Raw genomic sequence first — 21,620 nt, 5'->3', positions numbered from 1 at the left:
GTCGTCGAGCGCTCAGCCGAGCGCTGTCACCGTGGCCTCGTGCCGCACGGGGAAGTTCATCGAGTTCGCGATGAAGCACCACTCGTTGGCCTGCACGTGCGCGCGCTCCGCGGCCTCGATCATGGATGCGTCGGCGACGACGACCTGCGGGTGCAGCGTGACCTCGGAGAACGCTCCGCCGCCCGCGCCGTCTTCGCGCATCGTGCCGGTCGCGTCGTCGCGGTAGGAGAGGACGACCACGCCCGCGGTGACGCACGCGTGCAGGTACGAGAGCAGGTGGCATTCCGACAGCGATGCGACGAGGAGGTCCTCGGGGTTCCATCGCGCGGGGTCGCCGCGGAAAGGCTTGTCGGCGGATGCGAGGAGCATCGGCTTTCCCTCGACGGAGATCTCGACGTCGCGCCGATAGTCGCGGTAGCCGCTCGTGCCGGTCCCGGTGTTGCCGGTCCAGATGCTCGTGAGCGCATAACGGTGCTCTCCGAGGATGCGCGTTGCGTGTTCTGCCATGCTCCCCAGTGTGCCACCGGTCGCCGACACTCCCGGCGCCGCACTCGCTTCGGCGACTCGTCGGGCGGCGGGGATAGTCTGGACGGGTGCTGGAGACTCTCACCGTTCAGGATTCCGTCGAACTCGCCGTCGTAGAGCGGAGCGGCTTCGTCGAGTCGCGACACGCGGGAGCGGCGGTGGTGCTCTCCTCCGAGGGAGAGGTGGTCGCCCGTCTCGGCAACGCCGATGCGCTCATCCTGCCGCGCTCCAGCATGAAGCCCCTGCAGGCGGTCGCCTGCATCACGGCGGGAGCCGCGCTCGAGGGCGAGCACCTCGCTCTGTCGACGGCGAGTCACATCGGGACCGATCGGCATGCCGCCGCGGTGCGGGAGATGCTGACGGCCGGCGGTCTGAACGAAGACGCGCTCGCCTGCCCGCCGGCCTGGCCGAGCGATCAGGCGACCCGCGACGAGATGGTGCGGGAGCACGGCCAGCAGGCGAGCGTGCGGATGAACTGCTCGGGCAAGCACGCCGCGATGCTGCGGGCCTGCATCGCCACCGGCTGGCCCACGGAGGGGTATCTGGAGGAGGGCCACCCTCTGCAGGCGCACATCCGCGAGGTGATCGAGCGTCTCACCGGCGAGAAGATCTCCCACACGTCGATCGACGGCTGCGGCGCACCGGTCTACGCGATGACGCTGACGGGCCTCGCCCGCGCGATCCACCGGATCGGCACGGCATCGGATCGCTCGCCGTTCGCCCTTCACCGCGTCGCCGGTTCCCTGGTGCGCGCGGTGCGCGAGCACCCCTGGACCATCGAGGGTCCCGGGCGGCCCGACACCGTCGCCATCGAGAAGCTCGGAGTCTTCGCCAAGGGAGGCGCCGAGGGCGTCATGGTCATGGTGGCCCCCAACGGCACGACCGTCGCCCTGAAGATGCTCGACGGCGGAGCACGCGCATCGACCATCGTGGCTGCGACGCTGCTCGCGCGAGCCGGGGCACTCACGGATCGTGATGTCGCCGACCTGGCCGACGCGCTCTCGCTCGACGTGCTCGGCGGCGGAAAGCCGGTCGGTCGGGTTCTCGTCTCCCCCGGTATCTGACGCCTCATCCCCGACGTTCTCGCAGGCTCCGCCGTGTGCGGGGCTGGTCCGCTGGCGGCTGCGCACCGACGCTCGCTGCCGTCACGGGCGCGGGCTCACGTCTCCAGGTTTCCCGCTCACCGAGGAGCGCGGGAACCACGAGTCGCCGCGGTGCCTCGGCTCCGCGCACCGCCCACACCCGTCCGGCGTGAAGCCGCGCGAACGGCGGCAGTTCCCGGTGCCCGACCAACTGCCGGAGATCCGAAGGCCGCTCCGCGCGGATGAGCACCTCGCCTTCCGTGCGGACGCGCTGCCAGAGCGACCACTCGCGCTGCCAGGCATCGGTGTCGCCGAGAAGGACGACCGGCTCGTGTTCTCCGCCCGGGGTCTGCGTGAAGCCCTCACCCGCACCGATGACGGCCCCCGACCCGATCACGCTCACCCGCGCGGAGGGGTACGCCTGCTGAACCGCGGAGACGAGCGACGCGGCCCCGGCCGTGACGATGGCATGGAGCCCCGCTCCCGGCTCCCAGCGCTCCGGCCCCTCGCCGCCGATCGCGCGCCCGTCACTCGCCGCTCCGTCGGGCTTCCAGAAGAACTGCGTCTCGTGGCCGTCGAGGCGAGCACGGCCGGGTGGACGACGCTCGTCGAACGTCGCGCTCTCGCCGCCGGCCGCGACGTGATCGACCCTGCTCGCGGCGCGCAGCAGGGCTCGGCGCGGCAGCGCGTCGAGCACGCGCCCGATGGCTCCGCTCGATCGCGTCGCCGTGATCACGACGCTGCTCCCGGTCGCACCGCGCAGGATCTGCTCCCACCGCTGCACCAGAGTCTGCGCATACTCGGGCGGCAGCTCCGCGGCACGGGCATCGAGGTCGTCGCAAAGGACGAGCGCGGGCATCCGTGTCCGTCCCTCGACCAGCGACTGCACGACGTCCCACATCCGCTCCGTGTCGGCGGGGATCCACAGCGCCTCCGGGACCTGTGCGGCGAGCACGCGGAGAGCGGTGGTGCGCCCCGACCCGGGAGCGCCGATCACGGCGATCCCGCGATCCTGGCCCGCCCGGATGACGAGCCACGGCTGCTCCTGCGACTCCGGGACGTCGGCGACTCCCCAGAGGATCTCCGAGCTCCCCGGCCTCGTCGCATCCTCCGGCAGCGGGATCATCTCGGCGAGCGGAAGCAGCCAGGGACTCACAGGCCTGGGCAGGTGCGCCCAGCGCTTCGCCACCCCGCTCAGGTCGTCTTCACGGGTCAACGCGACGCGAAGAGGTTCGGCATCATCGTCCTGCGGGCGGCGCACGAGGCAGAGGCCTCGAGCACTCACTCCCCCGGGGATCTCCGCCGCGGCCGCCGTCCCGATCATCGCGCGGCTGTCGGACGGATCGCTGACCCGAAGGCTGAGCCGCAACGGGCAGTTCGCGGCGAGGGAGTCCCTCACCACCCCGGAGGCGCGTTGGGTGCCGAGGATCAGATGCATCCCCAGCGCGCGGCCTCGCGCGGCGATGTCGGTGAACACGGCGCCGAGATCCGGATGGTCCTGCAGGAGGGCCGCGAACTCGTCCACGACGATCAGGAGTCGCGGAATCTCCACGTCGGCGATATCGCGCACACCGGCTGCGGCGAGAGCGCCCTCCCGACGGCGCAGTTCGGCGCGCAGGCTCTCCACGCCGCGTCGCGCTCCCGCCTCGTCGAGATCCGTCATGACCGCGGTCACCTGGGCCAGCGCCCGGAGCGGTTCGAACGCCGTTCCGCCCTTGAAGTCGGCCAGGACGAAGTTCACTCGCTCAGGGCCGTACGACGCGGCTATCGCGGTGACCCAGGTCACCAGGAGCTCGCTCTTGCCGGTACCCGTGGTGCCGGTGACGATGGCGTGCGGACCGTCTTCGACGATGTCGACCTCTCCGTCCGCACCGGCTCCTCGACCGATGACCGCCCGCAGCCCTGATTCGGCCGGTGTCTGCACGAGCTGAGCGAACTCCACCGCCTCCGGCACGGCATCCGCCTCGTCGTCGGAGGCGAGTCGGCGGGCGGCGCTCGTCTCGAATTGCTGGCGGGAGACCCCTTCGGCGGCGATCGTGACGACGCCCTCCGGGGTTCGGAGCGTGGCCTCCCGCGGTTCCTGCAGATCCAGGACGGTGAGGATGCCGTCGGGTACTTCTTCGCCGGACCGCGCCAGCCAGATCGTCGCGTCCGCTTCGACCTCCCGGATCGACGCGGGTCCGACACCGAGGCGGAATCCTCGCCGGAGGGACGACGAGTGCGGAAGCCCGGCGTAGTCCCCGTCGGGGAACCCCTCGCCGACGAGCTTCAGCTGTCCCGGCGCGAACCGCAGAGAGAGCTGCAGCACCAGCGCACGCGCCACGGCGACGGTGAGAGGCTGCGGGCCCCGCACGCAGATTCCCGCGCCCAGGGGAACGATGATCGGTGCGGACTCGAGCACACGCGCACGTTCCTGGAGTTCACGTGCCCGCTCACCGTCACCACCGGTCGTACGGATGATGCTGGCGACAGCACCGGAACCGACCACGACGGGCGTCCTCGCCTCGGGCGGCTCCGTGCCGCGCAGCGGCGGTTCCTGCGTGCAGGTGGCCGCGTCGGGGTGCTGGCCCCAGCGGCGGTGTCTCTCCTCCCCGTGCAGCGAGGAGAGCTGTTCCTCCGCCACCGCCCATGACCGCTCATCCTCCTCGAGGATGCGTCGCTGCTCCCGACGACGACCGCGTCCCGAATCGACGAGCGAGGCCACCATCATCACGGGGCCGAGCGCGGCGAAGCAGAGGGAGAAGAGCGAGCCGGTGACCAGCCAGAGAACGACGCCGGCGACGACGGGCATACCGGCGGCGAGGAACGGCAAAGGGGCGCGTCGAGGCGGGACCTGCGCGGCCGGCAGCACGATCGGGAGGGGATCCATGCCCTCCATTCGACGGCATGGGGATCGGCGGAGGGTCTCCGCTCACAGGCGATCGGGGCTATTCGCCGTTCTCGTCCGGTGTGGAGGAGGAGTCCGCAGGATCGGTCACCTGCACGATGATGACGGTGACATTGTCTCGACCGCCGTTCTCGAGGGCCGCGGCGAGCATCGCGTCGACGGCCGGCCCCGGTTCGGGGTTCTCCCGCAGGAAGTGCTGGATGCCGTAGTCGGTGAGCTCCTTGGTGAGACCGTCCGAACAGATCACGAACCGATCGCCGGCGCGGACCTCGATCGTCAGGTAGTCCGGCGGCGTCAGCTCGCTCGCCCCGACCGCCCGTGTGATCACGTTGCTGTAGGGATGCCCTTCCGCTTCCTCCGGGCTCAGCTTCCCCGCCGTGATGAGTTCCTGGACGACCGAGTGATCGGTGGTCACCTGCACGAGGCGATCGTCGCGCAGGAGGTACACGCGTGAGTCGCCGATGTTCAGCGACACCCAGTGCGGCTCCCCGTCCTGAAGCTCCAGGAACACGCCGGTCAGCGTGGTCCCGGTTCCCTCGTCGGTGGTCTCGGGGTGATCCGCGATGTCCGCCACCGCGAGTTCGAGCGCCTTCTCGATCGCCGCCCGCTCCACGGATCCGTCATCGACCAGTGCCTGCAGCCGCTGAACCGTGCTGCGGCTGGCGATCTCGCCTCCTGCGTGTCCACCCATTCCATCGGCGACGATGAACAGCGGATACTCCGCGAGGAATGCATCCTGATTCGTGTCGCGACGGCGCCCCTGATCAGTCGTGCCCGCCCAGGAGAGCAGCAGCGGGCGCTGCGCGACCGTGACGCTACGCGTCGTCGTTGTCGTCTCAGCCACGTGCTGCCTCCGATGGTCCCACGGCGGATCGGACGGCCGCGAGGTACTCACACATCGTAGTCGAATCGCTGATTGCGCTCACACCTGCGCCCCCGGGTCCTGAGGCAGGGGGAAGAGCGCATCGATGACGGCGAGCTCCTCGGCGTCGGGTCGCCATGCATCGCCGGCGCGCGCATTCGACTCCACCTGCGCCGCCGACGTCGCGCCCGCGATGACACTGGAGACCGCGGGACGGGACAGCAACCAGCCGAACGTCGCCTCGACCATCGTGATCCCGCGTTCCTCGCAGAACACGCGATACGCCTCCAACGCCTCCCACGGCGCGTTCTCCCATACGTGACGCCGAGACGACATGATCCGGCTGCTCGCGGGTCCACCCTCGCGGGTGAACTTGCCCGTGAGGAGCCCGTTGTGGAGGGGGAAGAACGGGAAGAAGCCCAGCCCGTACCGTTCGACCGCGGGGAGGACCTCCCTCTCGGCGGCACGGGCGAGCAGCGAGTAGTGGTTCTGCGCCGAGACGAAGCGACCGCTCGAGCGAGCGGTCGAGGTGAACTCGGCCTCGGCGATCTGCCAACCGGTGAAGTTCGAGTGACCGTAATAGCGGACCTTGCCCTCACGGACCAGCTCGTCGAGAGCATCGGTGGTCTCGGCGATCGGCGTCTCGGGATCGGGCAGGTGCAACTGATACAGATCGATCCAGTCCGTCTGCAGACGACGCAGGGACTCCTCGACCGCGCGACGGACGTAGCGCCGAGATCCTCGGGCTGCGGGGAAGGCGTAGCCCAGGTCGCGTTCGTGACCGAACTTCGTCGCGAGCACGACGCTGTCGCGTCGCCCCTGGAGGGCCTCCCCCATGAGCGTCTCACTCGTTCCGGCCACGGCGCCGTACATGTCCGCCGTGTCGAACAGGGTGATGCCGTTGGCGATCGCCGCGGAGATCACCTCGCGCGTGCCCTCGATCGTCTCGGTGTCGGTGCCGGCCCGCCCGAAGTTGTTGCATCCGAGGCCGGTGGCGGAGACGAGGAGTCCGGACGCACCGACGCGGCGCTGTGACATGACCATGCCCTCACGCTATCCCAGCGGCGCGCCGGTTTTCGGCGACGGGCCGAAGCGCCGTGAAGACGGGAAGAGCCCCCGACCGTGAGGTCGAGGGCTCTTCGCACGGGACGATCAGGCCGGAGGCTGCGTGGGGTCCGTCGGCGGTGCCGGCGGAGCAGCGGGCGGTGCCGGCGGAGCGGCGGGCGGTGCCGGCGGAGTCGCGGGCGGCGCGGCCGGAGCAGGCGGCGCGGGCGGGGTCGCGGGTGCACTCGCCGGGGGCGCCGCGGGGGTGCCGTATCCGGGCTGTGCGGGAGGTGCGTATCCGGGCTGAGCCGGCGGGGCGTAGCCCTGCGGAGCGGGAGGTGCGTACCCCTGCGGGGCCGCGCCGTAACCGGGAGCGCCGTATCCGGCCTGCGGGGCGGCGGCAGAAGGCTGGACGGGGATGCCCGCCCAAACGGTGCGGTCAGCGAAGAATCCGTTTCCGGCCCACGGAGCGGGCTGGATGTTCGGGTTCCATCGCGACTTGTCGAACGCGTTGATGCCGAGCCAGACGATGGAGAGGAAGATCCACAGGACCACCCACACCGCATCCTTCTGGAGCTTGAGTCCGACGCGCCACGCGATGACGGCGAAGAGCGCTGCCGCCGCGAGTCCGGTGAGGAAGTTCAGGTACGGGATGAACGAAAGACCGATCACGATCAGCACCGGCCAGGGCGACATGTCGCCCAGCTTCGCGAAGACCATGTAGTTGTACACGGGCACCCACGCGCGCCACTTGCCCTCGACACCGGCCTTCTCGAAGATCTTCATGAAGAAGAGGGAGACGAGCACGTAGGCGGCGAGGCCGATGATGACGCTGAAGATGATGACGCCACCGAGGAATGCCCAGTAGCTCGAGTCGTAGTAAGGATTCATGATCCCCTCCGGATCCGAATTGGTGGCGCAATCCACGCCGCGAGACCCACCATAGCGGTGCAGATAACGACGCGGCAACGACACGCACGGGGACATCTCCCCATGCGCGGACGGGCGTCACTCCGTGACGACCAGCTCGAGCACCCGGTCGTCTTCGGTGCGCCGAAGGACGATGTCGTGTTTCGATGCCCAGGTGAGGAGCGATCGCAACGAGCCGATCCGCGGCCGGCTCTCCGCAAGAGCGCGGACGAGCTGACCCTTCGACTTCTTGTTGAAATGGTTGAGAGCCCGCGCTCCCCCGTCGCCGTCGTCGGTGACGACCCGGACGTAGGCCGACGGCACGGAAGTGGGAATCGGTCCCAGTGCGACGTAGGCTTCGCTCCGCAGATCCAGGACGAACGCGGGTTCCGTTTCGGCGAGGGCGGCGCTGGTGGCATCGGCCCAGTGCCGGCGCATCGCCACCAGTCCCGGGAGGGCGGTGCCCGCCGCGAGGCGGTAGGGAGGAATGCCGTCGAGCGCTCCGACCGGCCCGAACGGTGCCGAGTGGATCCACACGTGCTCCCCCAGCCAGCGGCGTGACGCCGCAGAGAGCGTGCGCGCGTCGAGCGCATCGAAGAGCACTCCGGTGTAGCGGTCGATCGCGGGCATCGTCGGTGCGCTCCGCAGCATCCGATTGTGGGCGATGTCGCCCACCTGGCGTTCGCTCAGCTTCAGCACCCGTCGAGCCTGCTCCTCATCGGCCGCGAGATCGACGAGAGCGTCGATCACCGCCGTGCGATGCTCGTGCAGAACCGGCAGCGCCAGTGCGGCGGGATCGAGTGGATCACCGGTACCGCCGGGATGCTTGGTCTCGGACGGAGGGAGAAGGATCTTCATGAGTCCTCGGGGAATGCAGATGCGTCCGCCTCGGAACCCGGAGATCGGGTCCGAGGCGGACGCATGTAGTCGACTGCTAGGCGATGAGCGCCGCGTTGCCGGCGACGATCGTCAGGACGTTGCCCTCCATCGAGAGGAACCCGTCCTGCGCGTTCGCGAGCACCTTGGTGCCATCGGTCTGGGTGATCCGGACCTGGCCCTCGGCGAGGATGGCCAGCACCGGCTCGTGACCGGACATGAAGCCGATCTCACCCTCGACGGTCTTGGCGATCACGAGGCTCGCTTCCCCCGTCCAGACCTCCGCGTCGGCGGAGACGAGGCTGACGTTGAGCGCCATGGTCAGGCGTTCTCCTTCTGGATCTGCGCCCAGCGCTCTTCGACGTCGCCGATACCACCGACGTTGAAGAAGGCCTGCTCGGCCACGTGGTCGAAGTCACCGCGGGTGATCGCATCGAAGGACTCGATGGTCTCCTTGAGCGGGACGGTCGAACCCTCGACACCCGTGAACTTCTTGGCCATGTAGGTGTTCTGCGAGAGGAACTGCTGGATGCGACGCGCACGCGACACGACGATCTTGTCCTCCTCGGAGAGCTCATCGACACCGAGGATGGCGATGATCTCCTGCAGCTCCTTGTTCTTCTGGAGGATCTGCTTGACCGTCGTGGCGACGCGGTAGTGGTCCTCGCCCAGGTAGCGGGGGTCCATGATGCGCGACGTCGAGGTCAGCGGGTCGATGGCCGGGTACAGACCCTTCGAAGCGATCTCACGAGAGAGCTCGGTCGTCGCGTCGAGGTGGGCGAAGGTGGTCGCCGGAGCCGGGTCGGTGTAGTCATCGGCCGGCACGTAGATCGCCTGCAGCGAGGTGATCGAGTGACCACGCGTCGAGGTGATGCGCTCCTGGAGCACACCCATCTCGTCGGCGAGGTTCGGCTGGTAACCCACCGCGGACGGCATACGGCCGAGAAGCGTGGAGACCTCGGAACCGGCCTGCGTGAAGCGGAAGATGTTGTCGATGAAGAGCAGCACGTCCTGCTTCTGCACGTCGCGGAAGTACTCCGCCATCGTCAGGGCCGACAGTGCGACGCGAAGACGCGTCCCCGGCGGCTCGTCCATCTGGCCGAACACGAGCGCGGTCTTGTCGAAGACGCCCGCCTCTTCCATCTCGTGGATCAGGTCGTTGCCCTCACGGGTGCGCTCACCGACACCGGCGAACACCGAGACGCCACCGTGGTCCTGCGCGACACGCTGGATCATCTCCTGGATGAGGACGGTCTTACCGACACCGGCTCCACCGAACAGACCGATCTTTCCACCCTGGACGTACGGGGTGAGGAGGTCGATGGACTTGATGCCCGTCTCGAACATCGTGGTCTTCGACTCGAGCTGGTCGAAGTTGGGCGCCTTGCGGTGGATCGGCCAGCGCTCCGTGACCTCGAGGGTCTCACCGGGCTCGCCGTTGAGGACCTCGCCGATCACGTTGAAGACCTTGCCCTTGGTGATGTCGCCGACCGGGACCGAGATGGCCTCTCCGGTGTCGCGAACCTCCTGGCCGCGGACGATGCCGTCGGTCGGCTTCAGGGCGATGGCGCGGACGAGCTCGTCACCGAGGTGCTGAGCGACCTCGAGGGTGATCTCGGTCGACTCCTCGCCGATGGTGATCGTCGTCTTCAGCGCGTTGTAGATGCCGGGGATCGAGTCGTGCGGGAACTCGATATCGACAACCGGACCGTTGACGCGTGCGACGCGCCCGACGACCGCGGTCGCGGGCTGGTCAGCCGTAGCGGTGGTGGTCATTTCTTCGTCTCTTTCCTGATGGTCTATTTGCCAGACGAGAGGGCGTCGGCGCCGCCGACGATCTCCGCGATCTGCTGCGTGATCTCCGCCTGGCGCGCGTTGTTGCGCAGACGGGTGTAGTCGGTGATGAGCTTGTCGGCGTTGTCGCTGGCGGACTTCATCGCCTTCTGCGTCGCAGCCTGCTTGGCGGCAGACGACTGCAGAAGGGCGTTGAAGACGCGGCTCTGGATGTACACCGGCAGGATCGCGTCGAGCACGGTCTCGGCGTCGGGCTCGAATTCGTAGAGCGGGTAGACAGCGCTGCCCGCCTCCGACTCGTCGGCCTCCGCGATCTCCAGCGGAAGCAGGCGCACGGACTCCGGCGACTGCGTCATCATGCTGACGAAGCGGTTGTACACGAGGTGGATCTCGTCGACACCGCCGCCCGCACCGCCGCGCGAGAACGCGTCGAGCAGAGTCGACGAGATCTCTTCGGCCGTGTGGAACGACGGGGTGTCGGTGTCTCCGGTCCACTCCGCTGCCGCCGCGATGCGACGGAACTGGAAGTAGCCGACGGCCTTGCGACCGACGAGGTAGAACACCGGCTCCTTGCCCTGACCGCGCAGCAGCTCCGCCACCTCGAGACCCTCACGGAGGATCTGCGAGTTGAAGGCACCGGCGAGACCGCGGTCCGACGAGAAGATCACGACCGCGGAGCGGCTGATGTTCTCGGGCTCACGGGTGAGCGGGTGGTCGACGTTCGAGTGCGTCGCGACGGCGGACACGGCCCTCGTCACGGCTCGCGCGAAGGGGGTGGACGCCTTGACGCGTGCCATCGCCTTCTGGATGCGCGAAGCCGCGATGAGTTCCATCGCCTTCGTGATCTTCTTGGTCGTCTGAGCAGAACTGATCTTCTGCTTGTAGACCCTGAGTTGAGCGCCCATGAAATCAGTACCTCACGCGATTACGCGCGACGACCCTTGACGATCTTCTCCTGGTTGACGTCGTCTGCCTCCGCAGCGGCGTGCTCCTCGTGGCCCGGGGCGCCGATGGCGTGTCCCTTGCCACCCTGGAACTCCAGGACGAAGGCATCCGTGTGCTTCTCGAGCTCCGCGACCGTGTCGTCGCTGAGGACGTTGGTCTCACGCAGGGTGTCGAGCACCGAGGTGTTGCGACGCAGGTAGTCGAGCAGTTCGCGCTCGAAGCGCAGGACGTCCTCGACCTCGATCGTGTCGAGCTTGCCGTTGGTTCCGGCCCAGATCGAGACGACCTGCTCCTCGACCGGGTACGGCGAGTACTGCGGCTGCTTGAGCAGCTCGGTCAGACGTGCACCGCGCGACAGCTGACGACGCGAGGCGGCGTCGAGGTCGGAGGCGAACATCGCGAACGCCTCGAGCGAGCGGTACTGCGCGAGCTCGAGCTTCAGCGTTCCGGAAACCTTCTTGATCGACTTGACCTGAGCGTCACCACCGACTCGCGACACCGAGATACCCACGTCGACCGCCGGACGCTGGTTGGCGTTGAAGAGGTCGGACTGCAGGAAGATCTGGCCGTCGGTGATCGAGATCACGTTGGTCGGGATGTACGCCGAGACGTCGTTCGCCTTGGTCTCGATGATCGGGAGGCCCGTCATGGAACCGGCGCCGAGCTCGTCGGACAGCTTCGCGCAACGCTCGAGCAGACGCGAGTGCAGGTAGAAGACGTCACCCGGGTAAGCCTCGCGGCCCGGCGGGCGGCGCAGCAGAAGGGAGACGGCACGGTAGGCCTCGGCCTGCTTCGACAGGTCGTCGAAGATGATGAGGACGTGCTTGCCGCCGTACATCCAGTGCTGACCGATGGCCGAACCGGTGTAGGGGGCGAGGTACTTGAAGCCCGCGGGGTCGGATGCCGGAGCGGCCACGATCGTGGTGTACTCCAGAGCACCGGCCTCTTCGAGCGCGCCCTTCACCGAAGCGATGGTCGAGCCCTTCTGGCCGATGGCGACGTAGATGCAGCGAACCTGCTTGTTGACGTCGCCCGACTCCCAGTTGGCCTTCTGGTTGATGATCGTGTCGATCGCGATGGCCGTCTTACCGGTCTGGCGGTCACCGATGATCAGCTGACGCTGGCCGCGGCCGACGGGGATCATCGCGTCGATGGCCTTGATGCCGGTCTGCATCGGCTCGTGCACCGACTTGCGCTGCATGACGCCGGGCGCCTGCAGCTCGAGCTCGCGGACGGCCTCGGTGGCGATCGCGCCGAGGCCGTCGATCGGGTTTCCGAGCGGGTCTACGACGCGGCCGAGGTAGCCGTCGCCGACGGGGACGGAGAGGACCTCACCCGTGCGGGTGACTTCCTGACCGGCCTCGATGCCGGCGAAGTCGCCGAGGACCACGACGCCGATCTCGTGCTCGTCGAGGCTCTGGGCGAGGCCCTTGGTGCCGTCGGCGAAGATCACGAGCTCGTTCGCCATGACACCGGGCAGTCCTTCGACGTGCGCGATGCCATCAGCGGCGTCGATGACCGTGCCGACCTCGGTCGCCGCGGCCCCGGTGGGCTCGTAAGCGGCGGCGAAGTCCTTCAGCGCGTCACGGATGACGTCGGGGCTGATCGATAGTTCTGCCATTGTCTTCCCTTTGTATCTGGGTGCGCGGTTCCCCGCGCGAAGTCGTGTTAGCCCGCGAGCTTCTGGCGAAGGTCGGCGAGTCGTGCGGAGATGCTGCCGTCGATCACGTCGTCGGCGATCTGCACGCGCAGACCACCGATGATCGTCGGGTCGATGACGACGTTGAGCGCCACCTGACCGTCGTAGCGTCGCGAGAGCGCTTCGCCGAGGCGGGCGCGCTGCGCGTCGTTCAGCTCGCTCGCGCTGTAGACCGTCGCGACGACGCGGTCACGCTGGTCGGAGACGATCCGCATGGCGCGGTTGAGGAGCTGACGGATCCGCCGCCCGCGCGGCTGACGCACGAGGGAGGAGACGATCAGGGCCGCGGGGGCGCTGGTCGCTCCGGAGAGCAGACGCTCGACGAGAGCCGACTTCGCGTCCTGACCGCCGAGACGGCTTCCCAGTGCGAGCTCGAGCTCGGGGTTCGCGGCGACGACGCGGGAGAAGCCGAACAGCTCCCCCTCGATGTCGGCGCCTGCCTCGGCGATCGCCGAGGCACGGATCGCGAGCTCGTCGATGCCGTCGACGAGCTCGTCGGCGTTGGACCAGCGTTCCGAGACGACCGTCTTGAGCACGGCCTGCGTGTTCGCCGACAGCCCGCCGAACACCGCGGTCACGACGTTCTGCCGTGCCGCTGCGGGGGCCGCCGGGTCAGCCAGCGCGCCGCTCAGCTGAGACGAATCGCCCACGGCGTGCGCGGCGGCGAAGAGCTCCCGCGCGGTGTCGAGGGTGACGTCCTTCGCTGCGGCAAGCGTCTGGATGGATGCCGCGAGTGCCTGAGTGGTCGCGCTGCCCATTACTGAGCCGCCTTCTCGGATGCTTCGAGGTCGGCGAGGAAGCGGTCGACGACCGCCGTCGCGCGGGCATCGTCGGAGAGCGTCTCACCGACGACGCCACCGGCGAGGTCGATGGCCAGCGTGCCGACCTCGCTGCGCAGCGAGACGAGAGCGGTCTGACGCTCGGCCTCGATCTGCGTGTGCGCGGTCGCCGTGATGCGAGCTGCTTCGGACGAAGCGGCATCCTTGGCCTCGGCGACGATCTTCTTGCCGTCCTCGCGGGCGGCCTCTCGGATCTCACCGGCCTCGGTGCGCGCCTCGGCGAGCTGACGGGTGTACTCCTCGAGAGCCGCCTCGGCCTGCTTCTGGGCCTCGTCGGCCTTGGCGATGTTGCCCTCGATCGCGTTGGAGCGAGCGTCGAGGAGGGTGTAGAGCTTGGGCAGCGCCACCTTCCAGACGACGACCAGGATCACGACGAAGCAGACCGCCGACCAGATGATGTCGTACCAGGCGGGGATGAGCGGATTGTGGTCCGCCTCCTCCGCCGCGTACGTGACAAGAGCGTTCAGCATCCTGTCTCCTTATCGCAGAGGGTGTCTGTCAGGACTGGAAGATGAAGTAGGTCGCGATGCCGATGAAGGCGAGCGCCTCGGTGAAGGCGATACCGATCCACATGAGGACCTGGAGGCGACCGGCCAGCTCGGGCTGACGGGCGACGCCCTCGATCGTCTTGCCGACGACGATACCCACGCCGATGGCCGGTCCGATAGCCGCGAGGCCGTAGCCGACGGTGCCGATGTTGCCGGAGATTTCAGCGAGAACCGTAGTTGCGTCCACGGGTTTTTCCTTTCGTTGGGTGGGAAGGCGGTTGTTGCCGACCCGCTCAGTGCTCTTCTGCGACCGCGAGCTGGATGTAGACCGCGGTGAGGATGGTGAAGACGTAGGCCTGCAGGAACGCCACCAGGATCTCGAACAGTGTGAACGCGAAGCCGAACGCGAGCGTGCCCGCGCCGAGTGCTGTCCACCACCCTCCGAGAGTGATGACGAAGAACTGCGTTGCGGAGAAGAACAGGACGAGCATCAGGTGCCCGACGATCATGTTCATCAGCAGTCGGAGGGTCAGCGTGACGGGCCGGATGATGAACGTCGAGAGGAACTCGAGCGGCGTCACGATGATGTAGAGGAACGGGGGGACGCCCGACGGGAACAGCGAGTTCTTGAAGAAGCCCTTGGGGCTCTTCTTGATGCCGGCGTAGATGAAGGTGACGTAGCTGACGACGGCCAGCAGCAGCGGGACGGCGATGATGCTCGTACCCGCGATGTTCAGGAACGGGATGATTCCCGTGATGTTCATGAACAGCACCATGAAGAAGATGGTGGCGAGGATCGGCAGGAAGCGACGGCCGTCCTTGCGCCCGAGCAGGTCCTCGGCGACGTTCACTCGCACGAAGTCGAGGCCCATCTCGACGAGGCTCTGGAAGCGCCCGGGGACGACGCGCATGTTGCGCGTTCCGAGCCAGAGGATCAGCACGACCGCGATCGTGGCCAGGAACTGGATCAGGTGGATGCGGTGGATGACCAGGTCGCCGATCTGGAACACCGCATCGGGGAAGAACTCCGCGATCGACGGAGCGTGGAACTCGTCATCGGTGGCAAGTCGTGGCGTCAGGGTCGCAGCAAGATTAAACAGCGCGGGCTCCAGCTTCGGGGCACCGGTCAGAACCGGGGCGACGATGGTCGGTGTGCTTCACAGCGCAAGCGCTCGCGGGCGAGCGGCGGGCACGTTTCAACACTATCAGAGTATGAGGCGGCCCTAAGACCTCTGGGGGTCCTCGTCGGCGGTCGGGGCCCCCGGAGCGACGTCCTCCGGCGCGACCGAGGGAAGCGATGCATCGCTGACGTTCGGCAGGCGCATCGTCATGAGGACGACGGCGTCGACGATCAGCGACATCAGCACGCCGGCGACGATCGCGACGAAGAAGATCACGGGGTCGAGCCAGGGCTGGTCCTTGAGGACGATGACGCCGAGGAAGAACACGATCAGCTTGAGCAGCCACCCGCCGAGCACGATCGCGAAGAAGAACTGGACGTAGAGCGGCTCGCCGAACCACCGGTTCGCGATCAGGATGCTCGCACCGGTGATCCCGAGGAACACGGCGGCGATGAGCACACCGAGCAGGCCGCTGATCAGTCCGTTCTCCTGCCCGACGAGATAGCCCACGACCGCCGCGGCGATCGCGAGGACCACTGTGGCGACTCCCGACCAGATGAGAGTGCGTCGCAGGATCGGCGTGCTGGAAACGGGGTTCGGACTCATGAGGGCTCCACGGGGGTCGGGTCGGAGTCGGGGGTTGCGGCGATCGCACGTCGCGAGGGCTTCAGGGTGAGAACCAGGCAGGCCGCGATCCCGACCACACCGAATCCCACACCGGGAAGGTACTGGCCCGGCCAGTCCTCGCGGGCTCCGACGTACATGAGGAGGACGGCGAGTGAGATCACCGCCGTCCAGGCGTAGAAGATGAGGACGGCATCACGGTCGCGGTGACCGAGGTCGAGCATGCGGTGGTGCAGGTGCTTGCGGTCCGGCGAGAACGGCGACTTGCCGGCGTGCATGCGGCGCAGCACCGCCAGGCCGAAATCGAGCAACGGCAGCAGCACCACCATCAGCGGCAGCAGGATCGGGATGAACGCACCGAGCAGCTGGGACCGCCCGAGACGCTCGGGGTCGAGCGCGGACGGATCCATCTGCCCGGTGAGGGAGATCGCGGAGACGGCCATCAGCAGGCCGAGCACGAGTGCGCCCGAGTCGCCCATGAACAGCTTCGCCGGACTCCAGTTCCAGGGCAGGAAACCGATGCAGGCGCCGATGAGGACGGCGGCGATGAAGGTCGAGAGGTTGAAGTAGCTCGAGGCGCCGGAGTCGCGCGTGAAGATGTAGGAGTAGGCGAAGAAGACGCCGTTGGCGATGAGGCAGACCCCGGCGACGAGGCCGTCGAGGCCGTCGATGAAGTTGACGGCGTTCATGACCACGACGATCGCGAACATCGTGATCGTGATGCTCAGCCAGCTCGAGAAGACGATGAGATCGCCGAACGGGAGGGAGAGGATCTGCAGCCCTCCCCCGATCGTGAGGATCCCGGCCGCGAGGAACTGCGCGCCGAGCTTGATCATCCAGTCGAGGTCCCACAGGTCGTCGACGACTCCGATCACGGCGATCAGCAGTGCGGCTCCGAGGATGGACCACATCGTCTGCGGCGGCATCCAGATGCTCTGGAAGAAGGGGTTCGCCGCCGAGATCCCCATCGCGGCGGCGATGCCGAGGAAGATCGCGACCCCGCCGAGCCGCGGAGTGGGACGCGTGTGCACATCGCGATCGCGGATCTCGGGGTACAGCTTGAACCGCAGGCTCACCCGCAGGACCGCCCAGGTCAGCACGAAGGTGATCGCGGCGGTCAGGATGATCGTGAAGAGGTACTGCTTCACGAATCCCCGTCCTGTCGAGGCGCGGGCGCCGCGGAATCCGGCTCCGGGGCGGGCTCGAGCAGATCGCCGAGCACCTCCTCCAGCTGCTCCCGGCTGATCGCCCCGTCACGCAGGATGCGCACGCGTCCGGCATCCGATTCCGCCGGCGGACGCACGAGCGAGGTGGCATCGACGATCGTCGAGGCCACACCGTCGCGGCTCATTCCGTCTGCGAGGTAGACGGCGACGCTGTCGCCGAGCATCTTCTCGGCGTCGAAGGCCGAGATCGCTGCGGCCTGACCCGTGAGGTTCGCGCTCGAGACCGCGAGCGGTCCGGTCTCGGCCAGCAGCTCCAGCGCCACGCGCCCCTCGGGCATCCGCACGGCGACGGTTCCCCGGGTCTCGCCGAGATCCCAGACGAGCGAGGGCTGAGCAGGGAGCACGATGGTCAACCCGCCGGGCCAGAAGGCGTCGACGAGGCGTTGAACCGGCTCGGGGACCGACTCCGCGAGAGCCGTCAGCGTCTCCTTGCTGCCGATGAGGACGGGCGGCGGCTGATCGCGCCCCCGTCCCTTCGCATCGAGCAGCCGCTGCACGGCAGCGGGCGAGAAGGCGTCGGCGGCCACGCCGTAGACGGTATCGGTGGGCATGACGATGAGTTCACCGCGGCCGATCGCCTGGCGTGCATGGCGCATACCGGCGAGCAGCTGCGCCTCGTCGCCGCAGTCGAAGATGGAGGACATGTCGTTCCGATTCTACGGGAGGCCGCCGAGAGAACGGATCAGGGACGGATGGCCGTGGTGGCGCGGTCACGCAGGGTGAGGTCGCGGTGCGTCGCCGCGGCACGCCAGTCGTCGCGCTCGAGGATGCCGCGGATCTCGGCCCCTTGGAGTTCACCGTGCTCGATCACCAGCAGCCCGCCGGGACGGAGGAGCCGCAGAGCATTGGTGCTGAGCGCGCGCACGAGATCGAGACCGTCCTCGCCGCCGTACAGCGCCATCGCCGGGTCGAAGAGGCGCACCTCGGGGTCGCGCGGGATCGCCGAGTCCGGCACGTACGGCGGGTTCGAGATGACGACGCTGGCGGCACCGGCGAGGTCGGGGAAGGCATCCGCCATGTCGGCGAGCACCAGCGTGAGGTTCTCGGCATCGGCGGTGTTGCGGCTCGCCCACGCGTGCGCCTCGGGCGAGAGCTCCGCGGCGTAGATCCGCGCGTGCGGCACCTCGGTCGCCATCGCGAGTGCGATCGCCCCGCTCCCCGTGCCGAGATCGATGCCGATCGGCTGCGGATCGGGTGCGTGCAGGAGCGCGTCGATCGCGTGCTGCACCACCATCTCCGTCTCGGGTCGGGGGACGAACACCCCGGGGCCCACGGCCAGTTCGAGATGCCGGAACGGCGCGGTGCCGGTGATGTGCTGCAGGGGTTCCCGCGACTCCCGGCGCGTCACGAGAGCATCGAGCCGCTCGGCATCCGCGTCGCTCATCACGTCGCCTCGGACGACGGCCGCCTGCACCTCGCCGCGACGCAGACCCCGCACGTGACCGACCAGGAGCTCCGCGTCGACGAGCGGATCGGTCACACCGGCATCGGCGAGGCGCTGAGCGGCCGCACGGACGAGTGCGGCGAAAGACGTGTCGGGCATGATCTCCAGCGTAGAGCGCCCGCCGGGTGTCACATTGCCCTCTCCCCCGTACCCCTCCCATAGGCTGAGAGCGAAGCGACCCGCACAGGAAGGCTCCTCCATGCCCGGTATCCACTCCGACATCACGACCGCGTTCGGCAACACGCCGCTGGTCCGTCTGAACCGCGTGACCGAGGGCCTCGGCGCCACCGTCCTCGCGAAGCTCGAGTACTACAACCCCGCCTCCAGCGTGAAGGACCGCATCGGCATCGCGATGATCAACGCCGCCGAAGCATCCGGTGAGCTGCAGCCGGGCGGCACGATCGTGGAGTCGACCAGCGGCAACACCGGCATCGCCCTGGCGATGGTCGGGGCAGCGCGCGGCTACAAGGTGATCCTCACCATGCCCGCGTCCATGTCGAAGGAGCGCCGTGTGCTGCTCAAGGCTTTCGGCGCAGAGATCGTCCTCACCGACCCGACCAAGGGCATGAGCGGTGCGATCGAGATCACGAAGCAGATCGTCGCCGACACCCCGGGCGCGGTTTGGGTGCGGCAGTTCGAGAACGCCGCGAACCCGCAGATCCACCGTGAGACCACCGCACAGGAGATCCTCCGCGACACGGACGGCGAGGTCGACATCTTCATCGCCGGAGTCGGCACCGGTGGCACCGTCACCGGCACCGGACAGGCGCTCAAGGCCGCCAAGCCCGGTGTACAGGTCATCGCCGTCGAGCCCAAGGACTCCCCCATGCTCAGCGAGGGCCACCCCGGCCCGCACAAGATCCAGGGCATCGGGCCGAATTTCGTCCCCGCGATCCTCGACCGTGAGGTGATCGACGAGGTGATCCCCGTCGAGTTCGACGACGCCATCCGGGTGGCTCGGGAGCTGGCCGCCCGCGAGGGTCTCCTCGTCGGCATGTCGTGCGGCGCAGCGACGTGGGCAGCCCTGCAGGTCGCTTCCCGCCCCGAGAACGCGGGGAAGAACATCGTCGTCGTCCTTCCCGACACCGGGGAGCGCTACCTGTCGACCGCGCTGTTCGCGGACCTGCGCGAGGACTGACGACCACCGCATGATCGGTCGAATGCGCGAGGACATCGCCGCTGCCCGGCTCCGCGATCCTGCTGCCCGCAGCGCCGCGGAGGTCGCACTGCTGTACCCCGGACTCCATGCCATCTGGGCGCACCGCGTCTCGCATGCGCTGTGGCGACGGCGGCTGCGTTTCCTCGCACGCGCCAACTCGCAGCTCACCCGCTGGTTCACGGGCATCGAGATCCATCCGGGGGCCCGGATCGGCCGCCGCTTCTTCATCGACCACGGCATGGGCGTCGTGATCGGCGAGACCTCGGAGATCGGCGACGACGTGATGCTGTACCACGGGGTCACGCTCGGTGGGCGCTCGCGCTCGACCGGCAAACGCCACCCCACACTCGGCGACGGTGTCGCCGTCGGAGCCGGAGCGAAGATCCTCGGACCCGTGACGATCGGGGCGCACTCCTTCGTCGGAGCGAACGCCGTCGTCACCCGGGATGCGCCCGCGGACAGCGTGCTCGTCGGCGTGCCGGCCAAACCGCGTCAGCGCGCGAGCGGCGAAGACACGCGCGCGCTGCTCACCGTGCCGGACTACTCGATCTGACTCCGCTCAGCGTGCGCGACGATCTCGCTTCTCGCTCGCGTCGCCGACTCGGCGCTTGAGGAAGATCAGCGGCAGCAGCACCGTGCCCAGCGCCGTGATGAGCCAGACGATCACCGCGCCGAGCAACCAGCCGGTGACATCGACGATGCGCAGACCGCCGATGGGCAGCAGCACGACGATGATCAACGCCACCAGGGTCGAGAAGATGCCGATTCCACCGAGCAGCACCGGCGCGTAGCGGTCGGCGATCTTGCTGATCCACGGCGAGAGGATGCTCTGCAGCAGCGCGAAGATCAGGATGCAGAGCACGAAGCCCCACCACTTCGACCACTCGATCTGGAATCCGTCGAGCAGGAGATCGGCGACGATCAGCCCGAGCCCCGCGGACACGATGTAGATGAGGGTGCGGAAGAGGAATGTGATCACGCGCCGAGCCTAGCGCTCCGGGGGCGTGCGGATCAGGACTCGGTGCCGACGGCGGCGAGCCGGGCCTCTTCGTCGGTCGTGATCGCCGATTCGATGATCGGTCCGAGCGCGCCGTCCATCACCTGATCGAGGTTGTAGGCCTTGAATCCCGTGCGGTGATCCGCGATGCGGTTCTCGGGGAAGTTGTAGGTGCGGATCCGCTCGGACCGGTCCATGCCGCGGATCTGCGACCGGCGAGCATCGGATGCCGCCGCATCGAGCTCCTCCTGCTGCTTCGCGAGCAGCCGCGCACGGAGCACGCGCATTCCCGCCTCGCGGTTCTGCAGCTGCGACTTCTCGTTCTGCATGGAGACGACGATGCCCGTCGGAACGTGCGTGATGCGCACCGCGGAGTCGGTCGTGTTGACCGACTGCCCACCCGGCCCCGAAGAGCGGAAGACATCGATCTTGAGATCGTTCTGGTTGATCTCGATCTCGTCGGGCTCGTCGACCTCGGGGAAGACGAGCACACCGGTGGTCGAGGTGTGGATGCGTCCCTGCGACTCGGTCGCCGGCACGCGCTGCACGCGGTGCACACCACCCTCGTACTTGAGGTGCGCCCAGACGCCCTGCGCCGGGTCGGTCGAGGAGCCCTTGATCGCGACCTGGACGTCCTTGTAGCCACCGAGATCGGACTCGTTGCGCTCGAGCAGCTCGGTCTTCCATCCCATCGACGCCGCGTACTGCACGTACATGCGCAGCAGATCGGCCGCGAAGAGCGCGCTCTCGGCGCCGCCCTCCCCCGCCTTGATCTCCATGATCACGTCACGGGCGTCATCCGGGTCACGCGGGATGAGGAGTCGCCGGAGCTTCTCCTGCGCGGCCTGCAGTCCGGCCTCGAGTCCGGGGACCTCCGCCGCGAAGGCCTCGTCCTCACGAGCGAGCTCGCGCGCGGCATCCAGGTCGTCGGATGCCGCGACCCATGCCTCGTACGCGGCGACGATGCGCGACAGCTCGGCATAGCGGCGGTTCACACGCTTGGCGCGCGCGGCGTCGGCGTGCACCGCCGGGTCGGAGAGTTCCTCCTGGACCCGGCGGTGCTCGTCGATCAGAGCCTGGACGGACTCGAACACGGACT

General features: G+C 68.2%; 23 protein-coding genes. 3 read left to right on the top strand and 20 right to left on the bottom strand.

Annotated features, from left to right (window positions below; all coding sequences use genetic code 11):
* Positions 1-12 precede the first annotated feature (12 nt).
* Positions 13-507 carry an OsmC family protein gene (locus ACZ5Y9_RS08060; protein WP_247622769.1) on the bottom strand — a complete coding sequence of 165 codons (495 nt, stop codon included), beginning with the start codon at positions 505-507 and terminating at the stop codon, positions 13-15.
* Between the two features lie 86 nt (positions 508-593).
* On the opposite strand from ACZ5Y9_RS08060, the gene ACZ5Y9_RS08055 reads away from it, so the two are divergent.
* Complete coding sequence (locus ACZ5Y9_RS08055) at positions 594-1,589, top strand: asparaginase (RefSeq protein WP_247622770.1); 996 nt, start codon at positions 594-596, stop codon at positions 1,587-1,589.
* A 4-nt stretch (positions 1,590-1,593) separates the two neighbouring features.
* Here the strand turns inward: ACZ5Y9_RS08055 and ACZ5Y9_RS08050 are convergent, their stop codons facing one another.
* The 17 genes from ACZ5Y9_RS08050 to prmC all read right to left on the bottom strand — a co-directional run bounded on the left by ACZ5Y9_RS08050 (position 1,594) and on the right by prmC (position 18,464).
* Positions 1,594-4,476: an FtsK/SpoIIIE domain-containing protein gene (locus tag ACZ5Y9_RS08050; protein WP_464472724.1), complete on the bottom strand. Its 2,883-nt coding sequence runs from the start codon at positions 4,474-4,476 to the stop codon at positions 1,594-1,596.
* A gap of 58 nt (positions 4,477-4,534) precedes the next feature.
* The gene (locus ACZ5Y9_RS08045) at positions 4,535-5,338 is read right to left on the bottom strand and encodes a PP2C family protein-serine/threonine phosphatase (RefSeq protein ID WP_247622772.1); all 804 of its coding nucleotides are present in this window, start codon (positions 5,336-5,338) and stop codon (positions 4,535-4,537) included.
* A gap of 78 nt (positions 5,339-5,416) precedes the next feature.
* The gene (locus ACZ5Y9_RS08040; protein WP_464472723.1) at positions 5,417-6,400 is read right to left on the bottom strand and encodes an aldo/keto reductase; all 984 of its coding nucleotides are present in this window, start codon (positions 6,398-6,400) and stop codon (positions 5,417-5,419) included.
* A 108-nt stretch (positions 6,401-6,508) separates the two neighbouring features.
* On the bottom strand, positions 6,509-7,291 hold the full coding sequence (locus tag ACZ5Y9_RS08035; RefSeq protein ID WP_404596564.1) for a large exoprotein: 783 nt from the start codon (positions 7,289-7,291) through the stop codon (positions 6,509-6,511).
* A gap of 117 nt (positions 7,292-7,408) precedes the next feature.
* Positions 7,409-8,167: a YaaA family protein gene (locus ACZ5Y9_RS08030; protein ID WP_247622774.1), complete on the bottom strand. Its 759-nt coding sequence runs from the start codon at positions 8,165-8,167 to the stop codon at positions 7,409-7,411.
* A 76-nt stretch (positions 8,168-8,243) separates the two neighbouring features.
* On the bottom strand, positions 8,244-8,504 hold the full coding sequence (locus tag ACZ5Y9_RS08025; RefSeq protein WP_247622775.1) for a F0F1 ATP synthase subunit epsilon: 261 nt from the start codon (positions 8,502-8,504) through the stop codon (positions 8,244-8,246).
* 2 nt (positions 8,505-8,506) lie between these two features.
* On the bottom strand, positions 8,507-9,961 hold the full coding sequence (gene atpD / locus ACZ5Y9_RS08020; RefSeq protein WP_247622776.1) for a F0F1 ATP synthase subunit beta: 1,455 nt from the start codon (positions 9,959-9,961) through the stop codon (positions 8,507-8,509).
* Positions 9,962-9,984: 23 nt separating this feature from the next.
* On the bottom strand, positions 9,985-10,884 hold the full coding sequence (locus tag ACZ5Y9_RS08015; protein WP_247622777.1) for a F0F1 ATP synthase subunit gamma: 900 nt from the start codon (positions 10,882-10,884) through the stop codon (positions 9,985-9,987).
* Positions 10,885-10,904: 20 nt separating this feature from the next.
* The gene (atpA, locus tag ACZ5Y9_RS08010) at positions 10,905-12,545 is read right to left on the bottom strand and encodes a F0F1 ATP synthase subunit alpha (RefSeq protein WP_247622778.1); all 1,641 of its coding nucleotides are present in this window, start codon (positions 12,543-12,545) and stop codon (positions 10,905-10,907) included.
* A gap of 47 nt (positions 12,546-12,592) precedes the next feature.
* Positions 12,593-13,381: a F0F1 ATP synthase subunit delta gene (locus tag ACZ5Y9_RS08005; protein WP_247622779.1), complete on the bottom strand. Its 789-nt coding sequence runs from the start codon at positions 13,379-13,381 to the stop codon at positions 12,593-12,595.
* Positions 13,381-13,932, bottom strand: coding sequence for a F0F1 ATP synthase subunit B (locus tag ACZ5Y9_RS08000; protein ID WP_247622780.1), 552 nt, complete (start codon positions 13,930-13,932; stop codon positions 13,381-13,383). Before ACZ5Y9_RS08000 ends, ACZ5Y9_RS08005 begins: the two co-directional genes overlap by 1 nt.
* 28 nt (positions 13,933-13,960) lie before the next feature.
* The gene (atpE, locus tag ACZ5Y9_RS07995; protein WP_045258877.1) at positions 13,961-14,197 is read right to left on the bottom strand and encodes an ATP synthase F0 subunit C; all 237 of its coding nucleotides are present in this window, start codon (positions 14,195-14,197) and stop codon (positions 13,961-13,963) included.
* Positions 14,198-14,243: 46 nt separating this feature from the next.
* Positions 14,244-15,050 carry a F0F1 ATP synthase subunit A gene (atpB, locus tag ACZ5Y9_RS07990; RefSeq protein ID WP_372491578.1) on the bottom strand — a complete coding sequence of 269 codons (807 nt, stop codon included), beginning with the start codon at positions 15,048-15,050 and terminating at the stop codon, positions 14,244-14,246.
* A 123-nt stretch (positions 15,051-15,173) separates the two neighbouring features.
* Complete coding sequence (locus ACZ5Y9_RS07985; protein WP_247622782.1) at positions 15,174-15,677, bottom strand: hypothetical protein; 504 nt, start codon at positions 15,675-15,677, stop codon at positions 15,174-15,176.
* A complete protein-coding gene (locus ACZ5Y9_RS07980; RefSeq protein WP_247622783.1) occupies positions 15,674-16,843 on the bottom strand; it encodes a glycosyltransferase family 4 protein in 1,170 nt (389 codons plus the stop codon). Before ACZ5Y9_RS07980 ends, ACZ5Y9_RS07985 begins: the two co-directional genes overlap by 4 nt.
* The gene (locus ACZ5Y9_RS07975; RefSeq protein ID WP_464472722.1) at positions 16,840-17,565 is read right to left on the bottom strand and encodes an L-threonylcarbamoyladenylate synthase; all 726 of its coding nucleotides are present in this window, start codon (positions 17,563-17,565) and stop codon (positions 16,840-16,842) included. The genes ACZ5Y9_RS07980 and ACZ5Y9_RS07975 overlap by 4 nt, the downstream gene beginning before the upstream one ends.
* 38 nt (positions 17,566-17,603) lie before the next feature.
* Positions 17,604-18,464 (bottom strand): peptide chain release factor N(5)-glutamine methyltransferase, encoded by an 861-nt coding sequence (prmC, locus tag ACZ5Y9_RS07970; protein WP_464472721.1) that lies wholly within the window; start codon positions 18,462-18,464, stop codon positions 17,604-17,606.
* 100 nt (positions 18,465-18,564) lie between these two features.
* On the opposite strand from prmC, the gene cysK reads away from it, so the two are divergent.
* Positions 18,565-19,503 (top strand): cysteine synthase A, encoded by a 939-nt coding sequence (gene cysK / locus ACZ5Y9_RS07965; protein ID WP_247955971.1) that lies wholly within the window; start codon positions 18,565-18,567, stop codon positions 19,501-19,503.
* Between the two features lie 10 nt (positions 19,504-19,513).
* A complete protein-coding gene (epsC, locus tag ACZ5Y9_RS07960) occupies positions 19,514-20,077 on the top strand; it encodes a serine O-acetyltransferase EpsC (protein WP_404596570.1) in 564 nt (187 codons plus the stop codon).
* 6 nt (positions 20,078-20,083) lie between these two features.
* Here epsC and ACZ5Y9_RS07955 read toward each other — a convergent pair whose 3' ends face one another.
* Together ACZ5Y9_RS07955 and prfA are read right to left on the bottom strand one after the other, a co-directional pair.
* Positions 20,084-20,503 carry a hypothetical protein gene (locus tag ACZ5Y9_RS07955; RefSeq protein ID WP_464472720.1) on the bottom strand — a complete coding sequence of 140 codons (420 nt, stop codon included), beginning with the start codon at positions 20,501-20,503 and terminating at the stop codon, positions 20,084-20,086.
* A 32-nt stretch (positions 20,504-20,535) separates the two neighbouring features.
* Entirely contained in the window at positions 20,536-21,615 is a 1,080-nt protein-coding gene (gene prfA / locus ACZ5Y9_RS07950; RefSeq protein ID WP_247622789.1) for a peptide chain release factor 1, read from the bottom strand.
* Positions 21,616-21,620: the final 5 nt, after the last annotated feature.

It is taken from the genome of Microbacterium sp. T3-8 (genome assembly GCF_055398145.1).
The sequence above is the reverse complement of the archived record's forward strand: the minus strand, read 5'-3'. Positions and strand labels throughout refer to the sequence as shown.

Bases quoted from the DNA above. Each gene is read 5' to 3' on its own strand.
- atpA (WP_247622778.1), bottom strand. From the start codon at position 12,545: ATGGCAGAACTATCGATCAGCCCCGACGTCATCCGTGACGCGCTGAAG.
- cysK (WP_247955971.1), top strand. From the start codon at position 18,565: ATGCCCGGTATCCACTCCGACATCACGACCGCGTTCGGCAACACGCCG.
- ACZ5Y9_RS07985 (WP_247622782.1), bottom strand. From the start codon at position 15,677: ATGAGTCCGAACCCCGTTTCCAGCACGCCGATCCTGCGACGCACTCTC.
- ACZ5Y9_RS08000 (WP_247622780.1), bottom strand. From the start codon at position 13,932: ATGCTGAACGCTCTTGTCACGTACGCGGCGGAGGAGGCGGACCACAAT.
- ACZ5Y9_RS08060 (WP_247622769.1), bottom strand. From the start codon at position 507: ATGGCAGAACACGCAACGCGCATCCTCGGAGAGCACCGTTATGCGCTC.
- ACZ5Y9_RS08035 (WP_404596564.1), bottom strand. From the start codon at position 7,291: ATGAATCCTTACTACGACTCGAGCTACTGGGCATTCCTCGGTGGCGTC.
- ACZ5Y9_RS07975 (WP_464472722.1), bottom strand. From the start codon at position 17,565: ATGTCCTCCATCTTCGACTGCGGCGACGAGGCGCAGCTGCTCGCCGGT.
- ACZ5Y9_RS08050 (WP_464472724.1), bottom strand. From the start codon at position 4,476: ATGGATCCCCTCCCGATCGTGCTGCCGGCCGCGCAGGTCCCGCCTCGA.
- ACZ5Y9_RS08025 (WP_247622775.1), bottom strand. From the start codon at position 8,504: ATGGCGCTCAACGTCAGCCTCGTCTCCGCCGACGCGGAGGTCTGGACG.
- ACZ5Y9_RS08030 (WP_247622774.1), bottom strand. From the start codon at position 8,167: ATGAAGATCCTTCTCCCTCCGTCCGAGACCAAGCATCCCGGCGGTACC.
- atpD (WP_247622776.1), bottom strand. From the start codon at position 9,961: ATGACCACCACCGCTACGGCTGACCAGCCCGCGACCGCGGTCGTCGGG.
- ACZ5Y9_RS08015 (WP_247622777.1), bottom strand. From the start codon at position 10,884: ATGGGCGCTCAACTCAGGGTCTACAAGCAGAAGATCAGTTCTGCTCAG.
- ACZ5Y9_RS08040 (WP_464472723.1), bottom strand. From the start codon at position 6,400: ATGGTCATGTCACAGCGCCGCGTCGGTGCGTCCGGACTCCTCGTCTCC.
- epsC (WP_404596570.1), top strand. From the start codon at position 19,514: ATGATCGGTCGAATGCGCGAGGACATCGCCGCTGCCCGGCTCCGCGAT.
- prmC (WP_464472721.1), bottom strand. From the start codon at position 18,464: ATGCCCGACACGTCTTTCGCCGCACTCGTCCGTGCGGCCGCTCAGCGC.
- ACZ5Y9_RS08005 (WP_247622779.1), bottom strand. From the start codon at position 13,381: ATGGGCAGCGCGACCACTCAGGCACTCGCGGCATCCATCCAGACGCTT.